This is a genomic window from Streptomyces sp. NPDC055013 (assembly GCF_053608645.1).
In genome coordinates, this window is record NZ_JBSGVW010000005.1 from 161,074 (window position 1) to 185,758 (window position 24,685).

General features: G+C 71.0%; 22 protein-coding genes and 1 pseudogene. 13 read left to right on the forward strand and 10 right to left on the reverse strand.

Annotation, left to right across the window (positions count from 1 at the left end; genetic code table 11):
* The first annotated feature begins 88 nt into the window (after nt 1-88).
* The 3 genes from ACWGDB_RS08825 (at nt 89) to ACWGDB_RS08835 (ending at nt 3,071) form a co-directional block, all read left to right on the forward strand.
* Nucleotides 89-1,222 carry an acyl-CoA dehydrogenase family protein gene (locus ACWGDB_RS08825; RefSeq protein WP_453821781.1) on the forward strand — a complete coding sequence of 378 codons (1,134 nt, stop codon included), beginning with the start codon at nt 89-91 and terminating at the stop codon, nt 1,220-1,222.
* A 3-nt stretch (nt 1,223-1,225) separates the two neighbouring features.
* Entirely contained in the window at nt 1,226-2,101 is an 876-nt protein-coding gene (locus ACWGDB_RS08830; protein ID WP_453821782.1) for an acyl-CoA dehydrogenase family protein, read from the forward strand.
* 493 nt (nt 2,102-2,594) lie between these two features.
* Entirely contained in the window at nt 2,595-3,071 is a 477-nt protein-coding gene (locus ACWGDB_RS08835) for an ATP-binding protein (protein WP_453821783.1), read from the forward strand.
* A gap of 400 nt (nt 3,072-3,471) precedes the next feature.
* Here the strand turns inward: ACWGDB_RS08835 and ACWGDB_RS08840 are convergent, their stop codons facing one another.
* Nucleotides 3,472-4,398: a cyclase family protein gene (locus ACWGDB_RS08840; RefSeq protein ID WP_453821784.1), complete on the reverse strand. Its 927-nt coding sequence runs from the start codon at nt 4,396-4,398 to the stop codon at nt 3,472-3,474.
* A 96-nt stretch (nt 4,399-4,494) separates the two neighbouring features.
* Between ACWGDB_RS08840 and ACWGDB_RS08845 the strand changes: the two genes are divergently transcribed.
* From ACWGDB_RS08845 to ACWGDB_RS08860, 4 genes are all read left to right on the forward strand, one after another.
* On the forward strand, nt 4,495-5,406 hold the full coding sequence (locus ACWGDB_RS08845; RefSeq protein WP_453821785.1) for an SDR family NAD(P)-dependent oxidoreductase: 912 nt from the start codon (nt 4,495-4,497) through the stop codon (nt 5,404-5,406).
* 139 nt (nt 5,407-5,545) lie between these two features.
* Entirely contained in the window at nt 5,546-6,697 is a 1,152-nt protein-coding gene (locus ACWGDB_RS08850; RefSeq protein WP_453821786.1) for an acyl-CoA dehydrogenase family protein, read from the forward strand.
* Nucleotides 6,697-7,746: a Zn-dependent alcohol dehydrogenase gene (locus tag ACWGDB_RS08855; RefSeq protein WP_453821787.1), complete on the forward strand. Its 1,050-nt coding sequence runs from the start codon at nt 6,697-6,699 to the stop codon at nt 7,744-7,746. The genes ACWGDB_RS08850 and ACWGDB_RS08855 overlap by 1 nt, the downstream gene beginning before the upstream one ends.
* A gap of 110 nt (nt 7,747-7,856) precedes the next feature.
* Entirely contained in the window at nt 7,857-9,110 is a 1,254-nt protein-coding gene (locus ACWGDB_RS08860; RefSeq protein WP_453821788.1) for an MFS transporter, read from the forward strand.
* Here ACWGDB_RS08860 and ACWGDB_RS08865 read toward each other — a convergent pair.
* Nucleotides 9,018-10,037, reverse strand: coding sequence for a GlxA family transcriptional regulator (locus ACWGDB_RS08865; protein WP_453821789.1), 1,020 nt, complete (start codon nt 10,035-10,037; stop codon nt 9,018-9,020). The two genes, ACWGDB_RS08860 and ACWGDB_RS08865, sit on opposite strands and share 93 nt — an antisense overlap.
* Before the next feature lie 71 nt (nt 10,038-10,108).
* Between ACWGDB_RS08865 and ACWGDB_RS08870 the strand changes: the two genes are divergently transcribed.
* Nucleotides 10,109-11,416, forward strand: coding sequence for an MFS transporter (locus ACWGDB_RS08870; protein ID WP_453821790.1), 1,308 nt, complete (start codon nt 10,109-10,111; stop codon nt 11,414-11,416).
* Nucleotides 11,417-11,491: 75 nt separating this feature from the next.
* Here ACWGDB_RS08870 and ACWGDB_RS08875 read toward each other — a convergent pair.
* Both ACWGDB_RS08875 and ACWGDB_RS08880 read right to left on the reverse strand, forming a co-directional pair.
* Nucleotides 11,492-11,599 (reverse strand): annotated as a pseudogene (locus ACWGDB_RS08875) (flavin reductase family protein); the annotation flags it as partial.
* 107 nt (nt 11,600-11,706) lie between these two features.
* Nucleotides 11,707-12,477: a helix-turn-helix domain-containing protein gene (locus ACWGDB_RS08880; RefSeq protein WP_453821791.1), complete on the reverse strand. Its 771-nt coding sequence runs from the start codon at nt 12,475-12,477 to the stop codon at nt 11,707-11,709.
* A gap of 321 nt (nt 12,478-12,798) precedes the next feature.
* Here ACWGDB_RS08880 and ACWGDB_RS08885 point away from each other — a divergent pair, with 321 nt between their 5' ends.
* On the forward strand, nt 12,799-13,299 hold the full coding sequence (locus ACWGDB_RS08885) for a glycine-rich domain-containing protein (RefSeq protein ID WP_453821792.1): 501 nt from the start codon (nt 12,799-12,801) through the stop codon (nt 13,297-13,299).
* A 74-nt stretch (nt 13,300-13,373) separates the two neighbouring features.
* Nucleotides 13,374-14,003 (forward strand): class I SAM-dependent methyltransferase, encoded by a 630-nt coding sequence (locus tag ACWGDB_RS08890; RefSeq protein WP_453821793.1) that lies wholly within the window; start codon nt 13,374-13,376, stop codon nt 14,001-14,003.
* A 163-nt stretch (nt 14,004-14,166) separates the two neighbouring features.
* Here the strand turns inward: ACWGDB_RS08890 and ACWGDB_RS08895 are convergent, their stop codons facing one another.
* The 6 genes from ACWGDB_RS08895 to ACWGDB_RS08920 form a co-directional block, all read right to left on the reverse strand.
* Nucleotides 14,167-14,790 carry a flavin reductase family protein gene (locus ACWGDB_RS08895; RefSeq protein ID WP_453821794.1) on the reverse strand — a complete coding sequence of 208 codons (624 nt, stop codon included), beginning with the start codon at nt 14,788-14,790 and terminating at the stop codon, nt 14,167-14,169.
* Between the two features lie 75 nt (nt 14,791-14,865).
* Nucleotides 14,866-15,687, reverse strand: a complete 822-nt coding sequence (locus ACWGDB_RS08900) for an enoyl-CoA hydratase/isomerase family protein (protein ID WP_453821795.1) — start codon at nt 15,685-15,687, stop codon at nt 14,866-14,868.
* A gap of 85 nt (nt 15,688-15,772) precedes the next feature.
* On the reverse strand, nt 15,773-17,998 hold the full coding sequence (locus tag ACWGDB_RS08905) for an acetate--CoA ligase family protein (protein WP_453821796.1): 2,226 nt from the start codon (nt 17,996-17,998) through the stop codon (nt 15,773-15,775).
* 132 nt (nt 17,999-18,130) lie between these two features.
* Entirely contained in the window at nt 18,131-19,663 is a 1,533-nt protein-coding gene (locus ACWGDB_RS08910) for a flavin monoamine oxidase family protein (RefSeq protein ID WP_453821797.1), read from the reverse strand.
* A gap of 176 nt (nt 19,664-19,839) precedes the next feature.
* On the reverse strand, nt 19,840-21,045 hold the full coding sequence (locus ACWGDB_RS08915) for a flavin-containing monooxygenase (protein WP_453821798.1): 1,206 nt from the start codon (nt 21,043-21,045) through the stop codon (nt 19,840-19,842).
* A gap of 298 nt (nt 21,046-21,343) precedes the next feature.
* Nucleotides 21,344-22,948, reverse strand: coding sequence for a subtype B tannase (locus tag ACWGDB_RS08920; RefSeq protein WP_453821951.1), 1,605 nt, complete (start codon nt 22,946-22,948; stop codon nt 21,344-21,346).
* 183 nt (nt 22,949-23,131) lie between these two features.
* Here ACWGDB_RS08920 and ACWGDB_RS08925 point away from each other — a divergent pair, with 183 nt between their 5' ends.
* Genes ACWGDB_RS08925 through ACWGDB_RS08935 form a run of 3 tightly spaced genes read left to right on the forward strand, consistent with a single transcriptional unit; the run spans nt 23,132 to nt 24,634 of the window.
* Nucleotides 23,132-23,578: a DoxX family protein gene (locus tag ACWGDB_RS08925; protein WP_453821799.1), complete on the forward strand. Its 447-nt coding sequence runs from the start codon at nt 23,132-23,134 to the stop codon at nt 23,576-23,578.
* Between the two features lie 13 nt (nt 23,579-23,591).
* Entirely contained in the window at nt 23,592-23,990 is a 399-nt protein-coding gene (locus tag ACWGDB_RS08930) for a Zn-ribbon domain-containing OB-fold protein (protein ID WP_453821800.1), read from the forward strand.
* A gap of 23 nt (nt 23,991-24,013) precedes the next feature.
* The gene (locus tag ACWGDB_RS08935; protein ID WP_453821801.1) at nt 24,014-24,634 is read left to right on the forward strand and encodes a GNAT family N-acetyltransferase; all 621 of its coding nucleotides are present in this window, start codon (nt 24,014-24,016) and stop codon (nt 24,632-24,634) included.
* Nucleotides 24,635-24,685 lie beyond the last annotated feature (51 nt).

Sequence of the window (24,685 nt, forward strand, 5' to 3'; positions counted from 1 at the left end):
GTCCAGGGGTGCGGGTCTAGCCTTCCCGTGGCAATGTGATCTGACGCACCGTCAGGTATGTGCTCTTCCGGCGAAGGGGGACCGGCCCGTGGATCTGGCGTACACGCCCGAGGAAGAGGAGTTCCGCGCCCGGTTGCGGGAGTGGCTGCGCCAGGTGCTGCCCACGCTGCCGCCGAAGCCGTCCCCCGATGACTGGCCGGGGCGCCGTGCCTACGACCTCGGCTGGCAGCGCAGACTCCACGACGCCGGGTACGGGGACGTCCACTGGGGCGCCTCCCCGACCGTACGGCTGATCTTCCTGGAGGAGACCGAGAAGGCGGGCGCGCCCTATGTGGGGGCCGGGTTCGTCGGGCTGCTGCACGCGGGGCCGACCATCGCCGCCGAGGGAACGGCCGAGCAGCGGGCCCGCTGGCTGCCGCCGATCCTGCGCGGGGACGAGGTCTGGTGCCAGGGCTTCAGCGAACCGGACGCCGGAAGCGACCTCGCGGCACTGCGCACGCGCGCGCGCAGGGACGGCGACGACTATGTGGTGAGCGGGTCCAAGATCTGGACCTCCCATGCCGAAGTGGCCGACTGGTGCGAGCTGTTGGTGCGCACCGACCCCGAGGCGCCCAAGCACCGCGGGATCAGCTGGCTGGCCATGCCCATGGACGCGCCGGGCATCACCGTACGGCCGCTGAAGACCCTCGCCGGGTCGGCCGAGTTCGCCGAGGTGTTCCTCGACGAGGTGCGGGTGCCGGTCGTCAACCGGGTCGGGGCCGAGAACGACGGCTGGCGCGTGACGATGGTGACCCTCTCCTTCGAGCGCGGTACGGCCTTCGTCGGCGAGGTCGTCGCGTGCCGACGCGTCCTGCGCGAACTCGCCGTCGAGGCCCGCAAGAACGGGCGCTGGGACGATCCGGTGCTCCGGCGGCGCCTGGGGCGGCTGAACGCCGAGTTCCGGGCGCTGTGGCGGCTGACGCAGTGGAACGTGAGCGAGGCGGAGCGGACGGGTGGGGTGCCCGGAGTCGGGGGTTCGGTTTTCAAACTGAGGTATTCGCACGCCCGTCAGGAGCTCTACGACAGCGCGGCCGACGTACTGGGCCCGGACTCACTGGACCTGGACCGGTCATGGGTGCTCGACCGGCTGTCCTCGCTGTCGTACACGATCGCCGCCGGCACCTCGCAGATCCAGCGGAACATCGTGGCCGAGCGGATCCTCGGACTGCCGAAGGGGCGGTGACGGATGCGTTTCCAACTGACCGAGGACCAGCTCGCGTTGCGGGGCGGCGTGCGCGAGCTGCTGGCGCGGCGCTTCGGGCCGCAGCAGCTCAGGGCCGCCATCGACGAGCCCCGCCGCCTGGACCGGGCCCTGTGGCGGGAGCTGGGCGCGGCCGGGTTCTTCGCGCTACGGCTGCCGGAGGCGCAAGGCGGCGTCGGACTCGGGCTGCCCGAGTCGGTGTTGGCCTTCGAGGAGGCGGGGCGGACGCTGCTGCCCGGGCCCCTCGTGGCGACGCACCTCGCCGCCGGGACGGTGCCCGGAGCGGCCACCGGGGAGGCGGTCGTGGCGGCCGTCGGCAACGGGCTGGTGGAGTGGCTGGAGCAGGCTGACGTCGTACGGGGGGACGCGGCGGGGGCCGTACCCCTGCGGTCGGTGGACCCGCTGACGCCCCTGCACCGGGTGCCCGGGGCAGGCGCCGTGGACCCCGTCGCCGTCCTCCTCACCGCGGCCGAGCAACTGGGCGGCGCCACACGCGCGTGCGAGCTGGCCGTGCAACACGCCCGGACACGTGAGCAGTTCGGGCAGCCGATCGGAGCGTTCCAAGCGATCAAGCACCTGTGCGCGGAGATGCTCGTGCGCACCGAGACGGCCCGTGCCGCCGTCTACGCGGCGGCCGTCACGGCCGACCCGGCCGACATCCACGCCGCCCGGCTGCTCGCCGACGACGCCGCTGTGCGCGGCGCCCGCGACTGCCTCCAGGTGCACGGCGGCATGGGGTTCACCTGGGAGTTCGAGCTCCACCTGCATCTCAAGCGCGCCTGGGTCCGGACACACCGTGCGGGCGACACTACGGAGAGTGAGGAGAGTCTGGCCGCCGAACTCCTCGCACAGCCGATCTAAGAGCCCCTGGTCTGCGGCATCGCCCAAGGCGCCTGCACGGATGTCGCGGATTGTGGCATACCGGAATTACGGAGCGTTGATATCGGGTTGTGTCCTACGTGTGACTCGTCACGGCCTGGAGTCGGCCGTCCGCTCCGGTACCTTGTGTGAGATGCGAGTGGTTCCGAGCACGAGCCATCCCGGAGTTGCCCTTGAGGCGGCCCCGGATCCGGCGGTGCTCGCCGCTGCTTGCGGGGCGGGAGGGCGCTCTGTCCCCGCCTGTTCGACTCCCCACGACAAGCGTCGCACAGTATGCCGCAGGGGTACTCCTTCGCGCTGGAATATGCCCGAAGCGCTTGTTGGGGTGACTGTACGTCAACCATGCTGTCAGCTAAGGGATTCACGTTGCGTGACCCTGGCTTTGGCCATTGTTCTGGCCATGAAAAGAATGGCTAGGATCGTGGCCCTCGTGAGGCGCGGGGCTATGTGTCCGCCGGTTCGGATGGTGTGAGCGGTGCAGGTGCTTCAAGTGCAGCTGGAGATCCGGCCCGATCCCGCTGAGGTGGGACGAGCCCGGCGGTGGGCCCGCTCGCGGCTCGCGGGTTCCGGGATAGAGGCCGACGAACCGCTCGCCGAGACGCTGATCCTGCTCGTCTCCGAACTGGTCACCAACGCCGTGGTGCACACCGGCTGTCCGGCCGTGCTCCGGCTGTCGCTGCAGGGGGCGGCCCAGGGCTGCGCCACCGTGCGGCTGGAGGTGGCCGACCGCAGTGACCGTGCGCCCGTGCCCCGATGTGTCGACGGCGACGCGACGGGCGGCCGCGGACTCGCCCTCGTCGACGGCCTCGCCGATCGCTGGGGCTGGAGCTCCGAAGGTGCCGGCAAGCGGATCTGGTGCGAACTGGACCGTGGCGCGAAGGCGCAGGGGGCGGCCTCCGCCTACGGGAGCGGGGCCTCGGCCTACGAAGGGTTCGCCTACGAAGCGGTGTGACGGCGCACAGGGCTGCAATTTCGCCGAATCCGGTGCACGGTTGCAGAACGCGCTGCACCTCCAGCTCGGGCGGGCATCGATGCGCCTGGACATGCTCCTATGCGCGTCTCCTGCAAATAGGGCGTAAGTAACAAATCCCCGACTGGGTGTTGACGCCGCGTATTCGGTTGATCACGCTGGTGGTCAGCGATTCGCCGCGAGGGGACGACGAGGGCTTCGGTGACGGAGGCCCTTGCCGAGTGTGGGTCGTGATTCGGCGTCGGTTCTCCCGGGGGCCAGGAGGGCAGGGGCGGGCGCGCCGGAGTCGGATGGCGGCGCGCGGTGCCGTGCTCGGGGCGGATGGGGGCACCTCCCGCTCGGGTGGAGCCGATTGGGGAAGCCGCGCCGCCAACCGGCCTCGTCAGAGCACGGCCACGGGTGCGACCGGAGTCCCCGTGCCGCCGACGAAGGGTTCGGGCATCGCCGACAGCAGGAACGCATAGCGGCCCTCTTGTCCACAGGCTGTGGACAACTCTTCGAGATTCCAGTTCTGACCCTGGATCATCCCCATCTCCACCAGGTCCAGCGCATGCACGGGCAGCCACAAATCATCTTTCTCGGGCGGAAATATCTCAAACGTGAGGGTGTCGTTCGCGACGGCCGCCACATCGCGCGCGTGGAACCACTCCGGTGTCCGGATCGACAGACCGGGCGACGGATAGCCGTACGCGTGCTTGTCGCCGGAGAGATAGACCTGGACCTGCCCCGTCCTCACGAGCACGATGTCGCCGCCACGCACGCGCGTGCCCGCGAGTTCCTCGGCCGCCTCCAGGTCCTGTGGCGTGACCGCGTGTCCGCCGTCGAGCCGCGTGACGCCACGCGCCCGGGCCACGTCCAGCAGCACCCCGCGCGAGACGATGTGCCGCGCCTTGTCGATGCCGCTGAACTCGGCGCCGCCGTGCGGGGTGATGGTGTCGGCGGGGCGGCCGTTGTAGAGCCGGCCCGAGTGCGAGACATGGGTGAGCGCGTCCCAGTGGGTGGCGGCCTGCAGGCCCATGGTCACGGCGTCGTCGCTGCAGGCGACGGTTCCCGGACCGAAGATCTCCTGGTTGATCTGCACCATGGCGTGCAGCGGGTTGATGCGTCCGGGGATCATCCCGGTCTGCACACCGTCCTGCTGGAGGGGTAGCGCGAGGGGGATGCGACGGCCCGTGCGGACGCAGGCGGCGGCCTCGCGGACCACCTCGTCGGTGATCAGGTTCAGGGTGCCGATCTCGTCGTCGGCGCCCCAACGGCCCCAGTTGTTCACGCGCTTGGCGATCTCGTGAAACGCGTCCGGCAGTGACATGAGTCCTCCCCGGGGGCTTGTCTCCGCGTATCTGACGGGTCGTAGAATCAAGTCGAATCTAACGGACCGTCAGAAACTGCGGGAAGGGGCCGGGGCATGGGGAACTTCTTGGCAGGCAAGGTCGTCGCCGTCACGGGCGCCGGGCGGGGCATCGGCCGGGCGGTCGCGGTCGCGGCTGCCGCCGAGGGTGCGCGGGTCGTCGTCAACGACTACGGGGTGTCGGTGGAGGGCGGCTCGCCCACGAGCGAGATCGCCGAGGCCGTGGTCAAGGAGATCGAGTCGGCCGGCGGGGAGGCGGTCGCCGTCGCCGACGACATCTCCACGATGGCGGGCGGCCAGCGGCTGGTCGACGTCGCGCTGTCGTCGTACGGACGCCTCGACGGGGTCGTCTGTGTCGCCGGGATCCTGCGTGAACGGATGCTGTTCAACATGACCGAGGAGGAGTGGGATCCGGTGATCGCCACTCATCTGAAGGGCACGTTCACCGTGTTCCGGGCCGCTTCGGCGGTCATGCGCAAGCAGCGGGCCGGGACGCTGATCGGGTTCACCAGCGGCAACCATCAGGGGTCGGTGTCGCAGGCCAACTACAGCGCGGCGAAGGGCGGGATCATCTCGCTGGTGCGGAGCGCTGCGCTGGGCCTGCACCGGTACGGGGTGACCGCCAATGCGGTGGCTCCGGTGGCTCGTACGCGGATGTCGGCCGGGGTTCCCATGGAGCTGGCGGAGATCGGGGAGCCGGAGGATGTGGCGGCCCTGGTGGTCTACCTGCTGTCGGATGCGGCTCGGGAGCAAGGCGTGACCGGGCAGGTCTACACGGTCGCCGGGCCGAAGATCGCGGTGTGGGCGCAGCCGCGGGAGCTGCGCTCGGCCTATGCGGTGGAGGGTTGGACGCCGGAGCGGATCGCGGAAGTTCTGCCGGGATCGGTGGGCGTGGACCCGATGCCGTTGTTGGAGCGGGTCCTGGAGATGAGGCGGGCGGCGGCGGAGGGGTCGCGGCCCAACGCCTGAGCGCTCGAGGACGAAAGTTGTATGGCGGCCGCGGGTGGTTCGTGGTTGTCGCGCCCACGTGGCGGAGCCGCATGTCGATACAGCCCCGCGCCCCCGAAGGAAGGGCGTTGTTCCTGGCCGGAAACTACAAGGAGACCCTATGGACTTCGGGTTCGCGGCGGAGGACGAGGCGTTTCGTGCGGAAGCGCGGGCGTGGCTCGATGAGAACGCCAAGGACGCTCAGGATCGCCGCAGTTGGGAAAAGGTACTGGGCAAAGGCGGGTGGATAGGGCTCGGTTGGACCGAGCACGGGTACGGCAACCGGAGCGCCACCCTCACCCAGCAGGTCGTCTGGGCCGAGGAGTACGCGCGGTCGCGGGCGCCGGCGCGGTCCGGGCACATCGGGGAGAAGCTTCTGGCACCCACGCTCGTCGCGCACGGGACCGAGGAGCAGAAGGCGCGGTTTCTCCCGGCGGTCGCGGCGGGGGACGAGTTGTGGTGTCAGGGGTACAGCGAACCCGGCGCCGGGTCGGATCTCGCGGGGGTCCGGACCAAGGCCGAGCTCGGGCCGGACGGGGTGTACCGGGTCACCGGGCAGAAGATCTGGACGTCTCTCGCCCATGAGGCCGACTGGTGTTTTGTGCTTGCCCGTACGGATCCCGAGTCGAGTCGGCATCACGGGCTGACCTTTCTTCTGGTGCCCATGGACCAGCCGGGGCGGATAGAGGTGCGGCCCATTCGGCAGATGACGGGGACCAGCGACTTCAACGAGGTGTTCTTCGACGGGGCGCACGCCCGCGTGGAGCACGTCGTGGGGGGCGAGGGCGGTGGCTGGCGGGTCGCGATGAGTCTGCTCGGATTCGAGCGGGGGGTGTCGACACTGGCCCAGCAGGTGGGCTTTGCCGCGGAGTTGGAACGGGTGGTGCGGGCGGCCGTGGAGTCCGGGGCGGTCGAGGATCCCGTGGTGCGTGAGCGGCTCGAGCGGCAGTGGGCCGAGCTGCGGGTGATGCGGTGGAACGCCTTGCGCACCCTGGGGCGGTCCGGGGACGCGGGGGCGCCCAGCGTCGCCAAGCTGCTGTGGGGTGGCTGGCACCAGCGGCTCGGGGAGCTGGCGGTGCTGGTGCGGGGCGCTGCTGCCGGGGTCGGGCCCGCGCAGTGGTCGCCCTCGGCACCGTACGAAATCGACGAGGCGCAGCAGCTGTTCCTCTTCTCCCGGGCCGACACCATCTACGGCGGGTCCGATCAGGTTCAGCGCACGATCATCGCCGAGCGCGTGCTCGGTCTGCCCAGGGAGCCCAAGGGGGTCGTTTGATGCGCGGTGTGCTGTTCGACGGCAAGCAGGTGCAGGTCGTGGACGATCTGGAGGTGCGGGAACCGGGGCCCGGCGAGGTGCTGGTCGCGATCTCGGCGGCCGGGCTGTGCCACAGCGATCTGTCCGTGGTGGACGGGACCATCCCCTTCCCGGTTCCTGTGGTGCTGGGACATGAGGGCGCGGGAGTCGTGGAAGCGGTGGGTGGGGGAGTCACCCATGTCGAGCCCGGGGATCATGTGGCTCTGTCCACGCTCGCCAACTGCGGTACGTGCGCGGAGTGCGACCGGGGGCGGCCGACGATGTGCCGGCAGGCGATCGGGCGGCCGGGGCGGCCGTTTCGGCGGGGTGAGCAGGCGGTGTTCCAGTTCGCGTCCAACTCCGCCTTCGCGGAACGGACCGTGGTGAAGGCCGTACAGGTGGTCCGCATCCCGAAGGACATTCCCATGCCCGCGGCCGCGCTCATCGGGTGCGGGGTGCTGACGGGCGTGGGCGCCGTGCTCAACCGGGCGAAGGTGGACCGCGGGGACAGCGTGCTCGTGATCGGTACCGGCGGTATCGGCCTCAACGTCCTTCAGGGCGCGCGGCTCGCGGGTGCGCTGCGGATCGTCGCCGTGGACGCGAATCCGGCGAAGGAGGCGGTGGCGCGGCAGTTCGGGGCGACGGACTTTCTGACCTCGACGGAGGGTGTGCGGGAACTGCTGCCGACGGGGGCGGACCACGCCTTCGAGTGCGTGGGGCGGGTGGAGCTCATCCGGCAGGCCGTCGACCTGCTCGACCGGCACGGGCAGGCCGTTCTGCTGGGCGTTCCGCCGGCCGGCGCCGAGGCCTCCTTCCTCGTGTCCTCCATGTATCTCGACAAGTCCATCCTGGGCTGCCGGTACGGGTCGTCCAGGCCGCAGCGGGACATCGCGCTGTACGCCGAGCTGTACCGGGACGGGCGGCTGCTGCTGGACGAGCTGGTGACGCAGACGTACCCGGTCGAGGAGTTCGAGAGGGCGGCGGCGGATGCGGAGGCGGGGAAGGTGGCGCGCGGGGTGCTCACCTTCTGAGCTCCGGTCCGTGCGGGGCGGTTCGCTCGCGCGGGGACGGCTGAACGACGTTTTCCACAGGCCCGGAAATCGGCTGCCGCGTTGTCGGTGGCGGCACCTACCGTCGTCCCATGACCTATCGAGACGTCGCCTCCAAGCAGGTTCTGGTCTGGGCCTGCACCGCGGTCGCCTCCCGTATGCCGGTCGCCATGACGCCGTTGGCCCTGGTGTTCCTGGTGCGGGAGCGGCCCGGCGGCTACACGCTGGGTGCGGCGCTCGCGGCGGCCTATGTGATCGGCGAGATCATCGCCGCCCCGGTCCTCGGGCTGCGGTTCGATCCGGCGCGCGGTCGGCGTCACCTGGCCGTCGGGCTCGCGGGCGGGGCGGTGGGGTTCGTGGGGCTCGGGGTGCTGGCCGGGGCGCACCCCGTCGTGCTGGCGGCGTTCGCGTTCCTGGCCGGTGCGGCGCCGGCCGCGGTCGCGGGCGGTCAGCGGGCGCTGCTGACCACGCTGGTCCCGGAGCGTGCCGTGGCGCAGGCGCTGTCCACCGAGTCGATGCTGATGTCCGGCGTGTGGGCCGTCTCCCCGGTCGCGGTCGCGGGCCTCGCCCTGGGGGTGGCGCCACGGGTGCCGCTGCTCCTCGGGGCCGTGCTGATGGCGGTCTCGATCGCCGGCCACTGGCTGCTGCCCGCGGGCTGGGCCAAGGCGGGAGAGGACGGGGACACGGGCCGGCCGAAGCCCCGCGTGCTGATCCGCGCCTGGCCGGTGTACGTCACGGGCGCGGCCAGCCTCACCCTGCTCGGCCTCGCCGAACTCACCCTGCCCGCCCTGCTCGAACAGCGCGGCATCGGCGTCGGCTGGTCCGGCCCGATGCTGGCGGGCATGGCGGTGGGAGCGGGGGTCGGTGCGTTCCTGTACGGACTCAGATCGTGGCCGGGGCGGCTGCCCACGCGCAGTGTGGTGCTGATGTGCGTCATGTCGGTCTTCGTGACCCTCGCGGCGCTGATACCGGGCGCCGCGGGGATCGCGATGGCCCTCGTCCTCGCGGGCACGGTCCAGGCGGGCGCGCTGATCACCCGCAACCTGTCCCTGCGCGAGGCCCTGCCGCCGGGCGCTCTGGCCGCGGGCTACTCCGTGATGTACGCGGCCGCCGGTGCGGGTTACGCGGCGACGGGTTCCCTCGCGGGCGGCCTGCTCCAGGTGGTGACGCCGTCCACGGCGATCGTGTCCGGCGTGGCGCTGACCCTGCTCCTGACGGCGCTCGGCTGGTGGGGCGAGGCGCGGCGGGACGGCTCAAGTGCCGCCGGTGACCTGGACGTCGGCCTGGCTGCCGGTGCGGAAGGTGCGGCGATAGTTGGTGGGTGTGACGCCGAGCGCCGCCTGTAGGTGCTGGCGCATCGACTGGGCCGTGCCGAAGCCGGCGTCGGCGGCCACCTGGTCGACCGAGAGGTCGGTGGACTCCAGGAGGTGCCGGGCGCGTTCGACGCGCTGCTGGGTGAGCCACTGGCCGGGGCTGACGCCGACCTCCTCGCGGAAGCGTCGCGTGAAGGTCCGTACCGACATGGACTCCTGCTCCGCCATGTCGCGCAGCTGGAGCGGCTCCTGGAGGCGGCCCAGCGCCCAGGCGCGGGCGCTGGTCGTGGACGCCTGCTGCGGGTCGGGGACAGGGCGGTGGATGTACTGGGCCTGGCCGCCGTCCCGATGGGGCGGTACGACCGTGCGGCGGGCCACCTCGTTGGCGATCGCCGTGCCGTGGTCGCGGCGGACCATGTGCAGGCACAGGTCGATCCCGGCCGCGACGCCGGCCGAGGTCAGCACGTCGCCCTCGTCGATGAACAGGACGTCCGCGTCGACCTTGATCCTCGGGAACAGCCGCTGGAAGCGCTCGGCGTCCGCCCAGTGCGTGGTGGCCGGGCGGCCGTCGAGCAGGCCGGCGGCGGCGAGGACGTAGACGCCGGTGCAGATGGAGGCGAGCCGGGTGCCGGGACGGATGTGGGCCAGCGCGGCGGCCAGCTCGTCGGTCAGGACGCCCTCCTCGAAGACCGGGCCGAGCTCGTACGACGCCGGGATGATCACGGTGTCGGCGGTGGCCAGCGTCTCCGGGCCGCAGGCCACCTGGATGTCGAAGTCGGCGTCCGTCCTGACGGGGCCGGGCGGCCGGATCGAGCAGGTGACGACCTCGTACAGATGCCGTCCCTCGGCGTCCTTGGGGCGGCCGAAGATGCGGTGCGGGATGCCCAGCTCGAAGGGGAGCAGCCCGTCGAGGGCGAGGACGGCCACGCGGTGCGGTCGGAACTCCGGCTCAGGGCTCATGGCCCGATCCTAGCGAATGCTGTCCTTCGGGCCAATGGATCCGCGGCGGCGCAGGCCCGAAGCTCGTTGTCGTGACGCAGACAACCGAAGCCGCCGCCGTCGACCGGACCCCGCCGAGGCCCGGTCGTAACCGTATCCACCGTGCCTGGTTCGTCGCCGCCGTCGCCTTCGTGACGATCATCGGGGCCGCCGCCTTCCGCTCCGTGCCGGGGCTGCTCATCGACCCGCTGCACGAGGAGTTCGGCTGGTCGCGCGGCACGATCGGGGCCGCCGTCTCCATCAACCTGGCCCTGTACGGCCTGACCGCCCCCTTCGCCGCCGCCCTGATGGACCGCTTCGGCATGCGGCGCGTGGTCGCGGTCGCGCTCACCATGATCGCGATCGGCTCGGGCCTCACGGTCTGGATGACGGCCGCCTGGCAACTGCTGCTGTGCTGGGGCCTGCTGGTGGGCCTCGGCACCGGTTCGATGGCGCTCGCGTTCGCCGCGACGGTCACCAACCGCTGGTTCACCGAGCGGCGCGGTCTGGTCACCGGCATCCTCACCGCCGCCTCGGCCTCCGGCCAGCTGATCTTCCTGCCCGTGCTGGCCCTGATGGTCGATGCGGGCAACTGGCGCCCGGCCGCCGTCACGGTCGCCCTCGCGGCCCTCGTGGTGGTCCCGTTCGTCTGGCTGCTGCTGCGCGACCACCCGGCCGACGTGGGCGTGGCGCCGTACGGCGCGAAGGAGTTCGTGCCCAAGCCGCCCCCCGCCCGGGGCGCCGCGCGCCGGGCGGTGACGGTGCTCTTCTCGGCGGCCCGCACCGGACCCTTCTGGCTGCTCGCCGGCACCTTCGCGATCTGCGGCGCCTCCACCAACGGCCTCATCCAGACCCACTTCGTGCCCGCAGCCCACGACCACGGCATGCCCGTCCCGGCCGCCGCCTCGCTGCTCGCGGTCATCGGCGTGTTCGACGTGGTCGGCACGATCGCCTCCGGCTGGCTCACCGACCGCTTCGACTCCCGCCGGCTGCTCGCGGTCTACTACGCCCTGCGCGGCGTCTCGCTGCTGTTCCTGCCGATGCTGCTTTCCGCCACGGTCCATCCGTCGATGCTCTTCTTCATCGTCTTCTACGGCCTCGACTGGGTCGCCACCGTCCCGCCCACCGTCGCCCTGTGCCGGGAGCACTACGGCGAGGACAGCGCCATCGTCTTCGGCTGGGTCCTCGCCTCCCACCAGGTCGGCGCCGCGCTGGTGGCCTTCCTCGGCGGGGTCGCACGGGACGTCTTCGGGACGTACGACATGGTCTGGTACGCCTCGGGCGCGCTGTGCGCGGCGGCGGCGCTGATGGCGCTGGTGATCCGGCGGCAACCGGCTACGCCGGTGGTGGCGGTGGCGTGACGGCCTCGCCGGGGGCGGTCATCGCCCGACGGCTGGGCCGAGCGGCGGTGTTGCGGGCGGCGGGCGGGCGGCCGCCTAGAGGAACCGCCCCTTGTGGAACAGCAGCGGTGCCTCGTCGCCGTCGCTCGCCCCCAGGGCGTCCACCCGTCCCACGACGATGAGGTGGTCGCCGCCCGTGTGCACCCGCGTGTAACGAATGCTGTCCAGCTCGGACCAGCAGGGGCGGACTCGGTGGCCAGGCGCCCGCACGGGGCGGCTGTTTCCTTGTAGGGGCGCGCCTCGATCCCCCGCTACGGTGCAGCCGAGTACCGTTCGATGCTCGCGCGGCCTGTCGACCGGTCGAGTAGGCGCAGCTCCCACGGGCCGGTGTTCACGTCGAAGTCCTTGCCGAAGCCGACCCACTTGCCCGCCATTCGTCGGCCTGTCGGCTCGATGAGCAGCTGAACAGCGCCGTGGTACCGGGCGCCTTGGTAGTACCCGGCAGCCGCCGTCTGTTCGGTCCACGTACCGGTGACGACGTTCCGTTCAACGGTGAGATCCAGAGACAACGGGCTGTCCGGGTTGGTCGATGCTCCGGGCAGGCTCTGGCCCGTCAGCCGGTTACCGTGCTGGACGATCACGACGTGATGCTTGCAGGCGAACGTCTCGTCACGGCTGGAAGAGTAGAACTCGTACTGAGACAGCCAGATGCCCGCGTACTCGCTCTGCGGCTCCGGCTCCGGGTTTGTGACAGCGTCAGCCGTGTCGACTTCCCCAGCCTCCATGTCGTGGCCTCCTGCCCCGTCCGAGTGGACGCGTGCCATCGGGATTGCGAACCCCAGCGACTCAGGGGCACGGCCGGTGAACCGCTGCAGTGCCCGCGCATACAGCGGGCGGCATGTCCTGGTCTCCCCGGACTCCCAGCGTTGCACGAGTCGTTTGGAGGCGTCGTTCGGTTCCCCCAGCTCCTCACCTGCGCCACGTAAGCCCCGGGCGAACTCATCTTGGCTGAGGTTCATCGACTTGCGTACGGAGGCCAGCACGTCGTTGGGGATTCGGTCACGCTCGGCCGTAGTCGTCATGATCCGAGGGTAGCCACGTCGGGCCTCCAATGACACCGGTTTGACGCCCTAGGGGTGACACCGACGGGACGTCAGAGGGACGCCCTGAACGTCGCCGCAATGGTCGTGATCGATCCGGAACATGGTCGTCATGTCCATCCGTATCAGCGCTTACACGGTGAGAGCCGACGGCACTCGGACCGAGCCACGAACCCTGTACGAGGGTGAGAGCGGGGAACCCCTTGCTACTGGCGTGATGCCGGCGTGCCTGTGCCCAAAGTGCAGGGGTGGGCGACATGACCGGAGCACCACGGACCCTCGACTACCTGGAGGCAAGCCAGCATGAGCACGGCAGTAGTGATCCGCGACCCGAAGGCCTACGTCACCCCGGACGTGTGGGAACGGGAGGTAGCCCTCCTCCTCCGCAACCCGGAGAACACACGCGAACTGGCGGAGGCCAAGTTCGGGCAGGCCATCGCGTACCTGGTCACGTGCGGCGAGAACCCGGACCTTCTCATGGGCCCGTCTGAGCAGGTGGACGAGGCATGGCACTCGTTCATGCTCGACTCGATCCCGTACCACCACTTCACCAGCCGGCACTTCGGCCGGTACATCCACCACGTCCCGGAGCTTGCGGGGGTGGCGGTCGGCGTCCTGTGCCTCACCGACGACGAGGTGACACGGGACGGGCACGAGCCCAGGACCGGCGGCCCGCTCGTCCTGGAGCGGACGATCAGGGCCATCAAGACGGCCGGGTTCGAGATCGACGCGGACCTGTGGGGCATGGAGGACACAGCCGACTGCAACCAGTGCCACGCCGGGTGCCACGACTCGCCCAAGTAGCTTGCGATAGCGCGAGAGTTGGGGCTCACTCCCGTACGTTGGGCGTGGGTCCCTCTGCTGGAAAGGATCACCGCATGTCGCTGGCTGAGTCCTGGGACAGGTACGCGGTCGGGAGTAAGCCGCGCAGGACCGTGAACGCCAAGGGCGATACGACCTGGTTGAACTGGACGCAGTACGCCGATCACGGACCGAACGAGGCCGTTCTGGGTCCCATGGCCGGACGCAAGGTGCTGGAACTCGGATCAGGGAGCGGCAGTAATCTCGCGCACCTGGCCACGCTCGGTGCGACAGGTCTAGGGGTGGACGTAGCCCCCGCCCGCGAAACGGTCGCGCGGGAGCGCTGGAGCGATCTGCCGGGCCTTGAGTTTCAGACGGCGGAGGCGACGGCGTTCCTGAACGAGACGGGAGAGACATTCGATGTCGTGCTCTCGATCTTCGGTGCTGTGTGGTTCGTCGATCCGGACACCCTGCTACCGCTGATCCGCTCGCGCATGGCACCAGGCGGCATCCTGGCCTTCTCGCATCTGCCTCCAGGCAGCCAGGGGCCGAAGCCTGCCAAAGCCGGACTGCGACACGACCGCACCCCGGATGAGTGGCCGACCATCCTGACGGGGTACGGCTTCTCGGACGCTTTTGCCTCTGTGATCGACCCGCCTGAGGGCAGGGCCGTGGGCACGATGCTTGTCCGCGCCTTGGCGGCCTGACCGTGCGGCTGTGCGTCTGCCTCAGGCGCTCTCGACAAGGTGGCGGTACAGAGGGCTCGGGAGACTCCCCGGGCTTGGCGATGGCGCTCACGCGCGCGGCGGCGCTGATGGCGCTGGTGATCCGGCGGCGGCCGGCTTCGGCGGGGGTGGCGTGACGACCGGCCTAGAGGAACCGCCCCTTGTGGAACAGCAGCGGTGCCTCGTCGCCGTCGCTCGCCCCCAGGGCGTCCACCCGTCCCACGACGATGAGGTGGTCGCCGCCCGTGTGCACCGCGTGGATCGTGCAGTCGATCCACGCGAGCGTGCCCGCGAGGCGGGGCGAGCCGGACACGGGGGCCGCGTCGTACATGACCCCCGCGAACTTGTCCGTGCCGCTCATCGCGAAGGCACGGCACAACTCGCCCTGGCCGGCGCTCAGGACGTTCACGCAGAAGACGCCCGCGCGGGCGATGCGCGGCCATGTCGTCGACGTACGGCCGACCATGAAGGCGACGAGGGGCGGGTCGAGGGAGAGGGAGGAGAAGGACTGGCAGGCGAAACCGGCGGGGGCGGCGCCCTGAGAGGCGTCGGCGGTGACTTGCGGATCCGTGGGGGTGGCAGGTGCCGTGACAACGGCCACCCCCGACGCGAAGTTCCCGAGCACCCGCCGGAACTCTGCCTGCGGGACGGGCGCCCGCTCGTCCTCGCCGACACAGCGCAGCGCCGGGCGCGGCAGCGCCTGCACGGGCGGTGCGTCGGCCGACCTGAGGTAGCGGACGGCGGCGGCGGCCATTCCTGCGTGTCCCATCACGACATTCATTGAAACTGACGGTTCGTCAGATTGGAAGGGGCGTGCGAGGGCGAACGGCCGCACCCTCGCGCCTTACCGCCCCCTGAACTCGGCGCTCCTGCGCGCCACGAAGCTCGCCACTCCCTCCCGGGCGTCCTCCGTCGTCATGTTGATCTCCTGCGCGGCCGCCTCCGCCGCGAACGCGGTGGTGCGGTCGGAGTCGAGGGAGGCGTTGACGAGCTGCTTGGTGAGGGCGAGGGCGCGGGTCGGGCCGGCGGCGAGGCGGGCCGCCCAGTCCCTGGCCGTCTTGTCCAACTCCGTGTCGGGCACCACCCGGTTGACGAGGCCGAGCCGCTCCGCGTCGGGGGCGGTGAGCGCGTCGCCGAAGAACATCAGTTCCTTCGCCCGCCGGGGGCCGACGAGGCGGGGGAGGAGATAGGCGCCGCCGCCGTCGGGGACGAGGCCGCGGCGTACGAACACCTCGATGAACTTGGCGGATTCGGCGGCCAGTACGAGGTCGCAGGCGAACGCGAGGTGCGCGCCGAGGCCCGCCGCGGTGCCGTTCACCGCGGCGATCACCGGCTTCTCGCAGTCGAGTACGGCCGAGATCAGCCGCTGGGCGCCGAGGCGGATCGTGCGGGCGACGTCGCCGGGGACCCGCTCGTCGGCCACGGACCCGCCCCGCAGATCCGCGCCGGCGCAGAAGCCTCGGCCCGTTCCGGTCAGTACGACGGCCCGTACGCCGGGGTCCGCGGAGGCGTCCGCGAGCAGCTCGATGATGCGTTCTCGCTGCTCAGGGGTGATGGCGTTGAGGATCTCGGGGCGGTTGAGGGTGATGCGGCAGACCTGGTTGTCAGTGGCGTGCTGTACCAATGAATCGACGGAATTTCCGGGCACACGGGGGGAATCGGGCATGTTCATCTCATCGTCGGCGTTGATGCGGTCGGGATTCGTGGGGCCGGTATTCATGCGGCCGGGATTCACGGGAGCGGCATCCATGTCAGCGGCACACCACCAGCGCGTCCAGCGCCACCGCGCCCTGCCCCCTGGGCAGCACCACCAGCGGGTTGATGTCGAGCTCCGCGAGGTCGTCCCCGAGTTCCAGCGCCATGCGCTGCACACGCAGGACGACCTCCACGAGCGCGTCGAGATCCGCCGGGGGCCGCCCCCTGACCCCGTCGAGGAGGGCCCGCCCGCGCAGTTCGGCGCACATGTCGCGGGCCTGCTCCTCCCCGAAGGGCGGCACACGTACCGCGGTGTCGCCCAGCACCTCTACCAGCACCCCGCCGAGCCCGACCGTCACGGTCGGTCCGAACAGCTCGTCGTGCGTGGCGCCCACGACCATCTCGACGCCCCGCTCGACCATCTGGCAGACCAGAACACCGTCCAGCGAGACGTCCTCGTAGCGGGCGATGTCCGTCAACTCGCGGTAGGCGTCCCGGACCTGGCTGGCGGAGGTCAGCCCGATCTTGACCAGGCCGAGCTCGGTCTTGTGGGCGATCCGTGCGCCGGACGCCTTCATCACCACCGGGTAGCCCACCAGCCCCGCGGCCCGTACGGCCGCCGCCGCGCTGGTCACCAACTGCTCGCGCGGGACGCGGATCCCGTACGCCCGCAGCAGCTGCTTCGCCGAGTGCTCGCTCAGCTGCTCGCCCGGACGTATCAGTGCCTGCGCCTTGCGGAAGGACGGCGAGGGCATGCGCGGGGCCTCGTCGAAGGGGGAGCGGTAGCAGGTGACGAAGCGGTGGTGGTCGAGGTAGGCGCGGACGGCGGTGATGCAGTTCGCCACCGTCCGGAAGGTGGCCACACGCGAGGAGCCGAGCAGGACATCGCGGTACGCCGGCTCGGTGCCGACCGGCGACCCCCACACCACGCACACCAGCTTGTCCGTCCGCTCGGCGGCGTCCACCAGGTCCTGGACGAGCCGGTCGCTGAGGGGCGGGAAGGGCCCGGTGACCGGGCAGATCAGGACGCCGACCTGCGGGTCGTCGAGGATCGCGTCGATGATCTTCCGGCCACGCCAGTCCCCGACCGGATGGCCGCCGTTGTCGACCGGGTTGGCCACGTTCAGGTACTCGGGTATCCACTGGTGCAGCTCGGTCTGCTTGGCCTCCGAAAGCACGGGCAGCGGCAGCCCCGCCTCGGTCGCCAGGTCGGCGAAGTGCGCGCCCGTGCCGCCCGAGATCGAATAGACGACGACGCCGTCGGCCCGGGGCGGACGCGCGCGGGCCAACAGGCCGGCGGTGTCCTGGAGTTCGTCCAGGCCGTCGACCCGGATCACCCCGTACTGCCGCATCGCCGCGTCCACCACCGCGTCCGCGCCGGTCAGCTTGCCGGTGTGTGAGGCGGCCGTGCGGGCGCCCGTCTCGGTGCGGCCCACCTTCACGGCGACGACGGGCACCTTGCGGCGGGCGGCGCGATCGGCGGCGAGGAGGAAGGAGCGGCCGTCCTTGAGGCCCTCGACGTAACAGGCGATGGCCCCCACGTCGGGCTGCTCGGCGAAGTAGGAGATGAAGTCGGCGGTCTCCAGGTCGGCCTCGTTGCCGGTGGGCGCCCAGTGGGTCAGGCGGATGCCGAGCTCCTGGAGGGCGAAGACGGGGCGGCCCTGGTGGCCGGACTGCGTGATCAGGGCGATCGCGGGACCCTCCAGGTCGTCCCGGAACCGCTCAAAGGCGTTGAGGTTGGTGTTGGGGCCAAGGAGGCGCATGCCGGACCGTTCGACGGCGGCGGTGAGCCGGTCCTGGGCGGCGGCGCCCTCCTCGCCGGTCTCCGCGAACCCGGAGGCGAAGACGACAGCGAACTTCACCTTGGCCTCGGCCAGTTCCTCGACCACCGGAAGGGGGTCGGCGACCAGCAGCACGGCGAGATCGATCTGCTCGGGCAGATCGGCGACGGAAGGGAAGCAGGGGATGCCGAAGACGGAAGCGCGGCTCGGATGCACCGGATGGAGCCGGGCGCCGACCCGCTCGGACCAGGCGATCAGCTGGCGGGTGACACCGGTGTTCGGCCGGCCCTCGGCGTCCGAGGCGCCGATCACGGCGACCGATTCCGGCTGGAAGAAGCGGCCCAGATCGGGCACATCGGAGTACAGCGGTCGGCCGCTGACGTCGAGATCGTCGACCTCGGCCGGCCGGCCGTGGACGGCGGGCCCGGGCTGCTCGCCACAGGCGATGACCCGGGCCCGGCGGGAGTCGGTGGTGAGGGTGCCGTGGGTTGATCCAAGCATCGGTCCGCCCGCTCCTGTGTGACAGCGATTAACTGACGCAGTGTCAGATTAAAGGAACTGACACCGTGTCAGGAACGGCTGTGCACACAAAGTTGGGCGGCGATGTCGGAGGCACCGGTGTGCGGGCCCCGCTCACAGCACCGCCAGCACCTCCTTCGCCACCCGCTCTCCCGACCGCACCGCCCCGTCCATGAAGCCCATCCAGTGCGTGGAGGTCTCCGTCCCGGCCCAGTGGATGCCACCGACGGGCGCGCGCAGGGCGGGGCCGTACTGGGTCAGGACGCCGGGGGCGGCGATGGAGACGGGGCCGCCGCGGGTGTAGGCCTCGTTGTTCCAGCGTTGCAGCACGAAGGAGGTGGGGGAGGCCGCTTTTTCGCCGAAGTACGTCGCGTAGTCCTTCAGTACGGCCGCCCGGACCTCCGCCTCGCTCGCCGCGTCCAGCTTGCGGGCCTCGTCGGCCTCGATGAAGCCCATCAGGGCGCCGTAGGAGGCGTCGGGCGGGGAGTTGTCGAAGGTGGAGCTGATGACGCCGGTGTCGCTGACGACCTGGCCGTTGAAGCCGTCGGCGCGCCAGAAGGGGGTGTCGTAGATCGCGATCGCCTTGCCGACCGAGGCCATCGGCAGGCGCTGGGTGAGCTGGTCACGGGCGGCGGGGAGGAGGGGGGCGTAGGTGATGCGGGCGGCGAGGGGCGGGGGTACGGCGACGACGACCTTCCTGGCGGTGACGGTGACGCCGTCGGCCGTGACGACGTAACTGCCGCCGGACCGGGCGATCGTGCGCACCGGGGCGCTCAGCACCACGCGGTCGCCGAGCGTGGCGGCGAGTTTGACCGGTACCAGTTGCGAGCCGCCGACGAAGCGCAGTTCCTGGGCGCCGTTAGCGGTTTCGGTGAGGCGCTCCAGGGTGCCGGGGGTCGACGCGTTGCCGGCGGCGGCGATGTAGAAGAGGACGAACAGGAAGGAGAGTTCACGGGGCTCGGCCGAGAAGATCGACGTGCAGGCCACGTCGAAGAGGAACTTGGCCGACGGGATGACCGCGTTGGCGCGCAGCCAGGTCTCGAAGGTCTGCCGGTCCCACTCGTCGGCCTTCGCCGCCGTCCAGGGCGCGTCGACCGGGATCTTCTTGGCCAGGTCGTTGAGCGTGGCCTGCACGATCGCGGCGTTGGCGAGGCCGGCCGCGTCGATGGGCGGGACCGCGCCGAGGATGCCGTCGGTGGCGTAGGGGGTCTTCCTGCCGTCCTTGTAGAGGAGGTTGTTGCCGGTGTTGTAGGTGGTGAAGGTCGCCACGCCGAGGGAGTCGGCGAGGGCCTTGATGCGGTCCTGGGTGGGGCCGATGAACTCACCCCCGCCCTCGGTGACGCCGCCGCCCGCCAGGTCGAGGCCCATCACCCGGCCGCCCACGCGGTCGCGGGCCTCCAGGACGACGACCGACTTGCCGGCCGCCACCAGATCGCGGGCCGCGGTGAGCCCGGCCAGGCCCGCGCCGACGATCGCGACATCCACGTCGCGGGTGGCCGCTGAGGCGGTACCGGCGCCGGTCGCGGTGAGAGTCGCGGCACCGGCCGCGGCGGCGGCGCTGCCGAGGAGGGAGCGGCGGGAGAGCTTGGGGGTCTTGGGGGCGGGAGAAGCCCCGGAAACCCGGGGGAGTTGTCTTTCGCTTGCCACGTGCGTCCTCCGTCGTTGCGAGAGGGAGCGGAGCCGGAAAGGTGAACAGGGCTCACATTCTGGCTCCGTGCGGTGGCGCGGTACAGCCCTTGCGTCACTTCTGGCTCTCAAGTAACGCGGGATCCATGTAAGGGAGTTGAGGTGTTCGAGGGAGGAAGAGGCCGGAGGGTCCAGCGTCAGACCGGCAGTCGGGAGACCCGTCGGCCGCCGTCCCTGTCACCGTCAGCGCCGCGGGCTACGGCCTTCGCGATCTTCTGCGCGTCGATCGCCATCTCGCGGAGGTTGCCGCTGATGGGGTTGGTGTAGCCGCTGAAGTACAGGCCGGGGGCGCCGGCGGGGGTGCGGGCGCCCTGGACGACCGGCCTGCCGCGGGCGTCGAGGACGTCGAGGTGGCCCACGAGGCCCTCCAGGGCGCGCACGTAGCCGGTGGCCGCGATGACGGCGTCCGGCGAGACGCGGGTGCCGTCGGCGAGGAGGACCTTCCCGTCCTCGAAGCCGTCGACGGCGGCCACGATCTCGATGCGGCCCTTGCGCACGGCGTCGATGAGGCCGACGTCGAGGACCGGGATCGCGCCTTCCTTGACCCGGCTGTAGAGCCCGGTGTCGGGGCGCGGCAGCCCCTGGGCCGACAGGTCCGGCACGCTCAGCTTCGCCACGGGCTTGGCGAGCCGGTCGACGAGCCCGACCGGCAGCCGCCGTACGAGGATGCTGGTGCGCTGGGCGGGCCACCCGGCGGTGGAGCGGCGCACGATGTGAGGGACCGTCCGCACGGCCAGCCGCACCCGCGAGGCGCCGCCCTCCACCAGGTCCACGGCGATCTCGGCACCGGTGTTGCCGATGCCGACGACCAGGACGTCGCGGTCGGCGTAGGGCGCCGGGTTGCGGTACTCGCCGGCGTGCCGGAACTCACCGCTGTAGGTGTCCATGCCTGGCCAGTCCGGGATGCGCGGGGTGTGGTTGTGGCCGGTGGCCACGACGACGGCGGCGCCGGTCAGCTCACGGCCGCCGGTGGCGTGCAGCAGCCAGCCGGAGCCGTCGGCGGCGGGCTCGACGCGGGAGACCTCGACGCCGGTGACGATCTCCAGGTCGTGGAACTCCGCGTACTTCTCCAGGTAGCGCGACACGTCGTCCCGGGACACCCAGCGCCCGAACCGACGCGGTATCGGCAGCCCGGGCAGGGCTGACAGCCGTCGGGTGGTGTGCAGATGGAGGCGGTCGTAGTGGCGCCGCCAGGAGGCGCCGACCTGGTCCGACTTCTCCAGCACCACCGCACGCAGTCCCCGGGCGCGCAGCGCGTGCGCGACGGAGAGTCCGCCGGGGCCGCCGCCGATGACGTAGACGGGGCGGTCCGTGGGGGTCGGGGACGCTATGGAGTCGGCCATGTTCGGGAGCGTAATCACGCAGCCGGTTGATGGGTCTCGGTCAAGCCCGGAATTGGTTGCGGATCGATCACGGCTGTAGGAGGGGTGGGTGGGATCTGTGGCGTAGGTCTCCTGGTTGTGGGGGTGAGGTGGTTGTGGGGGTGGGGGTGGAATGCCAGGACGCCGAGCCCCGCAGGTGGGCGGGAACTCGGCGTCCTGGGGCGGTGGCCGGAGTCATGACGGGAAACCGGTACCGCGTTCTGAGGGGCCGGCTGCTCGGCCTCGGCAGAGTTGCCCCGGGGGACTACCCGGCGGCCCGCTAGGGCTTGTGGCCGCTGATCCTGGCGATCCACTTGATGAAGTCGCCGGGATCCGCGTTGGCGCCGTGGCCCTCGTCCCAGTAGTAGAGGTGGCTCACGTCGTCGCCGAGGGCGTGTGCGGCGGCGGCGAGGTTGGCGGAGACGGTGTGGGAGGTGTCGGAGTCGTTGGTGCCGAGGCGGATCCACCAGTGCTTGGTGCGGTGCGGGTTGGGCTTCGAGACCAGGAAGGGCATCGGGTTCATCAGACGCAACGCGGCGGGGATGTCGCTCGCCACCCGCTTGCTGCTCAGGCCGGTGGTGTCGTTCCTGGCGCCGTAGGCCGTGAAGTGGCGGGCCTGGGTGGTGCCGAGGCCGAACAGGTTGTTCTCGCCCGTCGACAGGTCGAAGGCGTCGAAGGCCGGCGTGGTCTTCTTGCGGGCGCCGACGTGGGTGAGGAAGTCGGCCCAGGAGAAGGCCGCCTTGCCGCCGGACCAGGTGATGAAGGGGTTGGAGGAGAGGTACGACTCGCGGTCCGCGTCCGACAGGGCCGCCAGATATGTGGTCGCCGACGGCTCCAGGTACTGCTTCACCAGGTACTCGTCGTAGTTGCGGGCCGTGAGCGTGCCGAAGCCGCCGAGGCCCCGCAGCTTCAGGGACGCCTGGTACTCGGCGAACTGCGACCGCAGTTCCTTCGACACCGTCCGGTCGACCTTGGAGCCGGAACTCGTGGCGTTGGAGCCCCAGTTCCACTCGTAGGCGCCGTCGGCGTGCTCCAGGTCGGTGATCGGGCACCAGGCGCCGGTCGCGAAGATGGCGTCGCTCGCGTCGGCCGCGCCGATCTCCTTGAGGTACTTGTCGTAGAGCGGGCTGTCGCCGGACGCGCCGAGCAGGGAGGACAGGGCGCCGCCCGCGCTGGTGCCGGAGGAGACGATGCGGTCGACGTCGCCGGGTATGCGGCCCTTGTTGAACCGCACGTACCGGACGGCGGCCTTGAGGTCCACGATGGCCGCGGGGGCGACGCCGTAGTACTCGCCGGCGGAGTTCTTGAGCGTGCGGCCGCGGGCGCCGGGCTCGACGACGACGTAGCCGGCCGCGAGCGCCAGCTTCGGGAGGCTGACCATCCCGCCCTGGGCGTTCACCATGCCGTCGCCGCCCGATGCGACCTCGCCCGAAGCCGACGACGAGGCGCTCGGCGCGCCGCCGCCCGGCATGCCGGTCATGCCGCCTCCGCCCACGCCCGTCGCGTCCGCGACCGACGACGGCATGTAACCGCCGACCGAGTTGGCGAACAGGATCGGGGCGCGCGTGGCGTCGACGGCCGTACCGTCGATCTTCACGGGGACGCTCACGTTCAGGCTCTGGTACGTCTCGTCGACCGGCTTCGCGACGTAGGTGATCGCCTTGTGGAAGCGGTACTCCACCTCGTGCTCGGCCCCGTCGGCGTCCGTGATGGTCGTCGTCAGGGTCGAGTAGGCGTCCTTGTCGAAGACCAGGGCGTCGGACGAGGACGACCCCGAGGACCCTGACGCGCTCGTGCCGCTCGTGTCACTCGACGCGCTCGACGCCTGCGCGGTCAGGGTGACGCCCCCGACCGCCGCGACCCCGGCGGTCGCCCCGATCCCCATGACCACGCTCCTGCGCTTGACTGCCCTGTGCCTCACGTCCGGCTCCCTCGGCTCACTCGGTGTCCTCGGCTTGCGTCTGCGAACCTAGCCGGACTGTGGACAAGATTGCCAACAATCTGCGGGACTCATTCGGGATGCACAGGCGATTGTCAGGCTCCTCTTATCTGACGTACCGTCAGATTCATGGACGCGATCTGGCTCACAGGTGCGGAATGGCTGGCCGTGCTCCGAATAGGTCTCGGGCTGTGGTGGCTGGAGAGCTGGCGGCACAAGGACAAGAAGAGCTGGTTCGAGGGGGCGGGGATCTCCTGGGCGGCGGAGGTGGCGGCCAAGCACCGCTGGAACGCCGTACGGTCCGGCTTCGGGGCCGTCGTGACACCCCGGCCGCGGACGATGGCGTACGTGGTGCTGTACGCGGAGCTCGCCCTCGGGCTCGGGCTCATCCTCGGGTTCCTGACCCCGATCGCCCTCGTCGGCGGGCTGCTGCTCAACGTCCTCTACTTCACCCTCATGATCCACGACTGGGGTGAGCAGGGGCAGAACTCGATGATGGCGCTGATCTCGGTGGTCGCGCTGTTGGGGATGTCGTGGCAGTCGTGGTCGGTGGACGGCGCGCTGGGGTTGTTCTGATGAGGGAGCTGCGATGAGCGGGCAGCGATACGACATTCCCGAGGCCGACGCCTTCACCCGCACCTACTGGGACGCCGCAGCGCAGGGGCAGTTGCTCATCCGGAGGTGCCGCGCCTGCGCACGCGCCCACCACTACCCCCGCGAGTTCTGCCCCCACTGCTGGAGCGAGGACGTGACGTGGGAGGCAGCCGGCGGTCGGGCCACGCTCTACACCTGGTCCGTCGTGCACCGCAACGACCTGCCGCCCTTCGGGGATCGGACGCCGTACGTCGCCGCCGTCGTCGATCTCGCCGAGGGGCCGCGGATGATGACCGAGGTCGTGGAGTACGGGGACGTCGGACGGCTGCGGGCCGGGATGGAGCTGTCGGTCGCCTTCCGGGACGGGGTGCCGGTGTTCCGCGCTGCCGGCTGACCGGCGCGGGGTTCAATGGCCGCATGCCTCACGCCGACATACGCCCCACCAGCCACCCGCACCCCCACCCCGACCTGCACGGCCACGGCCTGCGCCTGCGCCCCTGGGACCCGGAGTCCGAGGCCGACGCCGCGACCTGGTTCCGGGGCCGCAGCGACCCGGAGTTCCGGCGCTGGAACACCCCGTTGAGCATCGGGACCGACCCCGACAGCGCCCTGGAATCCCTCCGCGACTCGGCACGGAGCACGCGTGAGGGCACCTCCGTGTCGTACTGCGTCACCGACGCGTCGACCGGTACCCCCTTCGGGCACATCGGCGTCAACGTCATCGATTGGGTCATGCGCTCCGCCCGCGTCGGCTACTGGGTTCTCCCCGAGACTCGCGGCCGCCGTGTCGCCACCCACGCGCTCTCCCTCGTCACCCGGTGGGCCCTCGCAGAGCCGGGCCTGGGCCTGTACCGGCTCGAACTCGGCCATGCCCTCGGGCACGACTCCTCCTGCCGTATCGCCGAGCGCTGCGGGTACCGGTACGAGGGGACCCTGCGGGGAGCGATGTGGGAGGCGGGACGGCAGGACGCATACCGCGACGTACACCTGCACGCCCGTCTGGCCACGGACCCGGACCGGGCCCCGCACCCGAACTAGGCCTTGGCCCCGCACCCGTGCCCGGGTCCGGACTCGGTTCCGGCCCGGTTC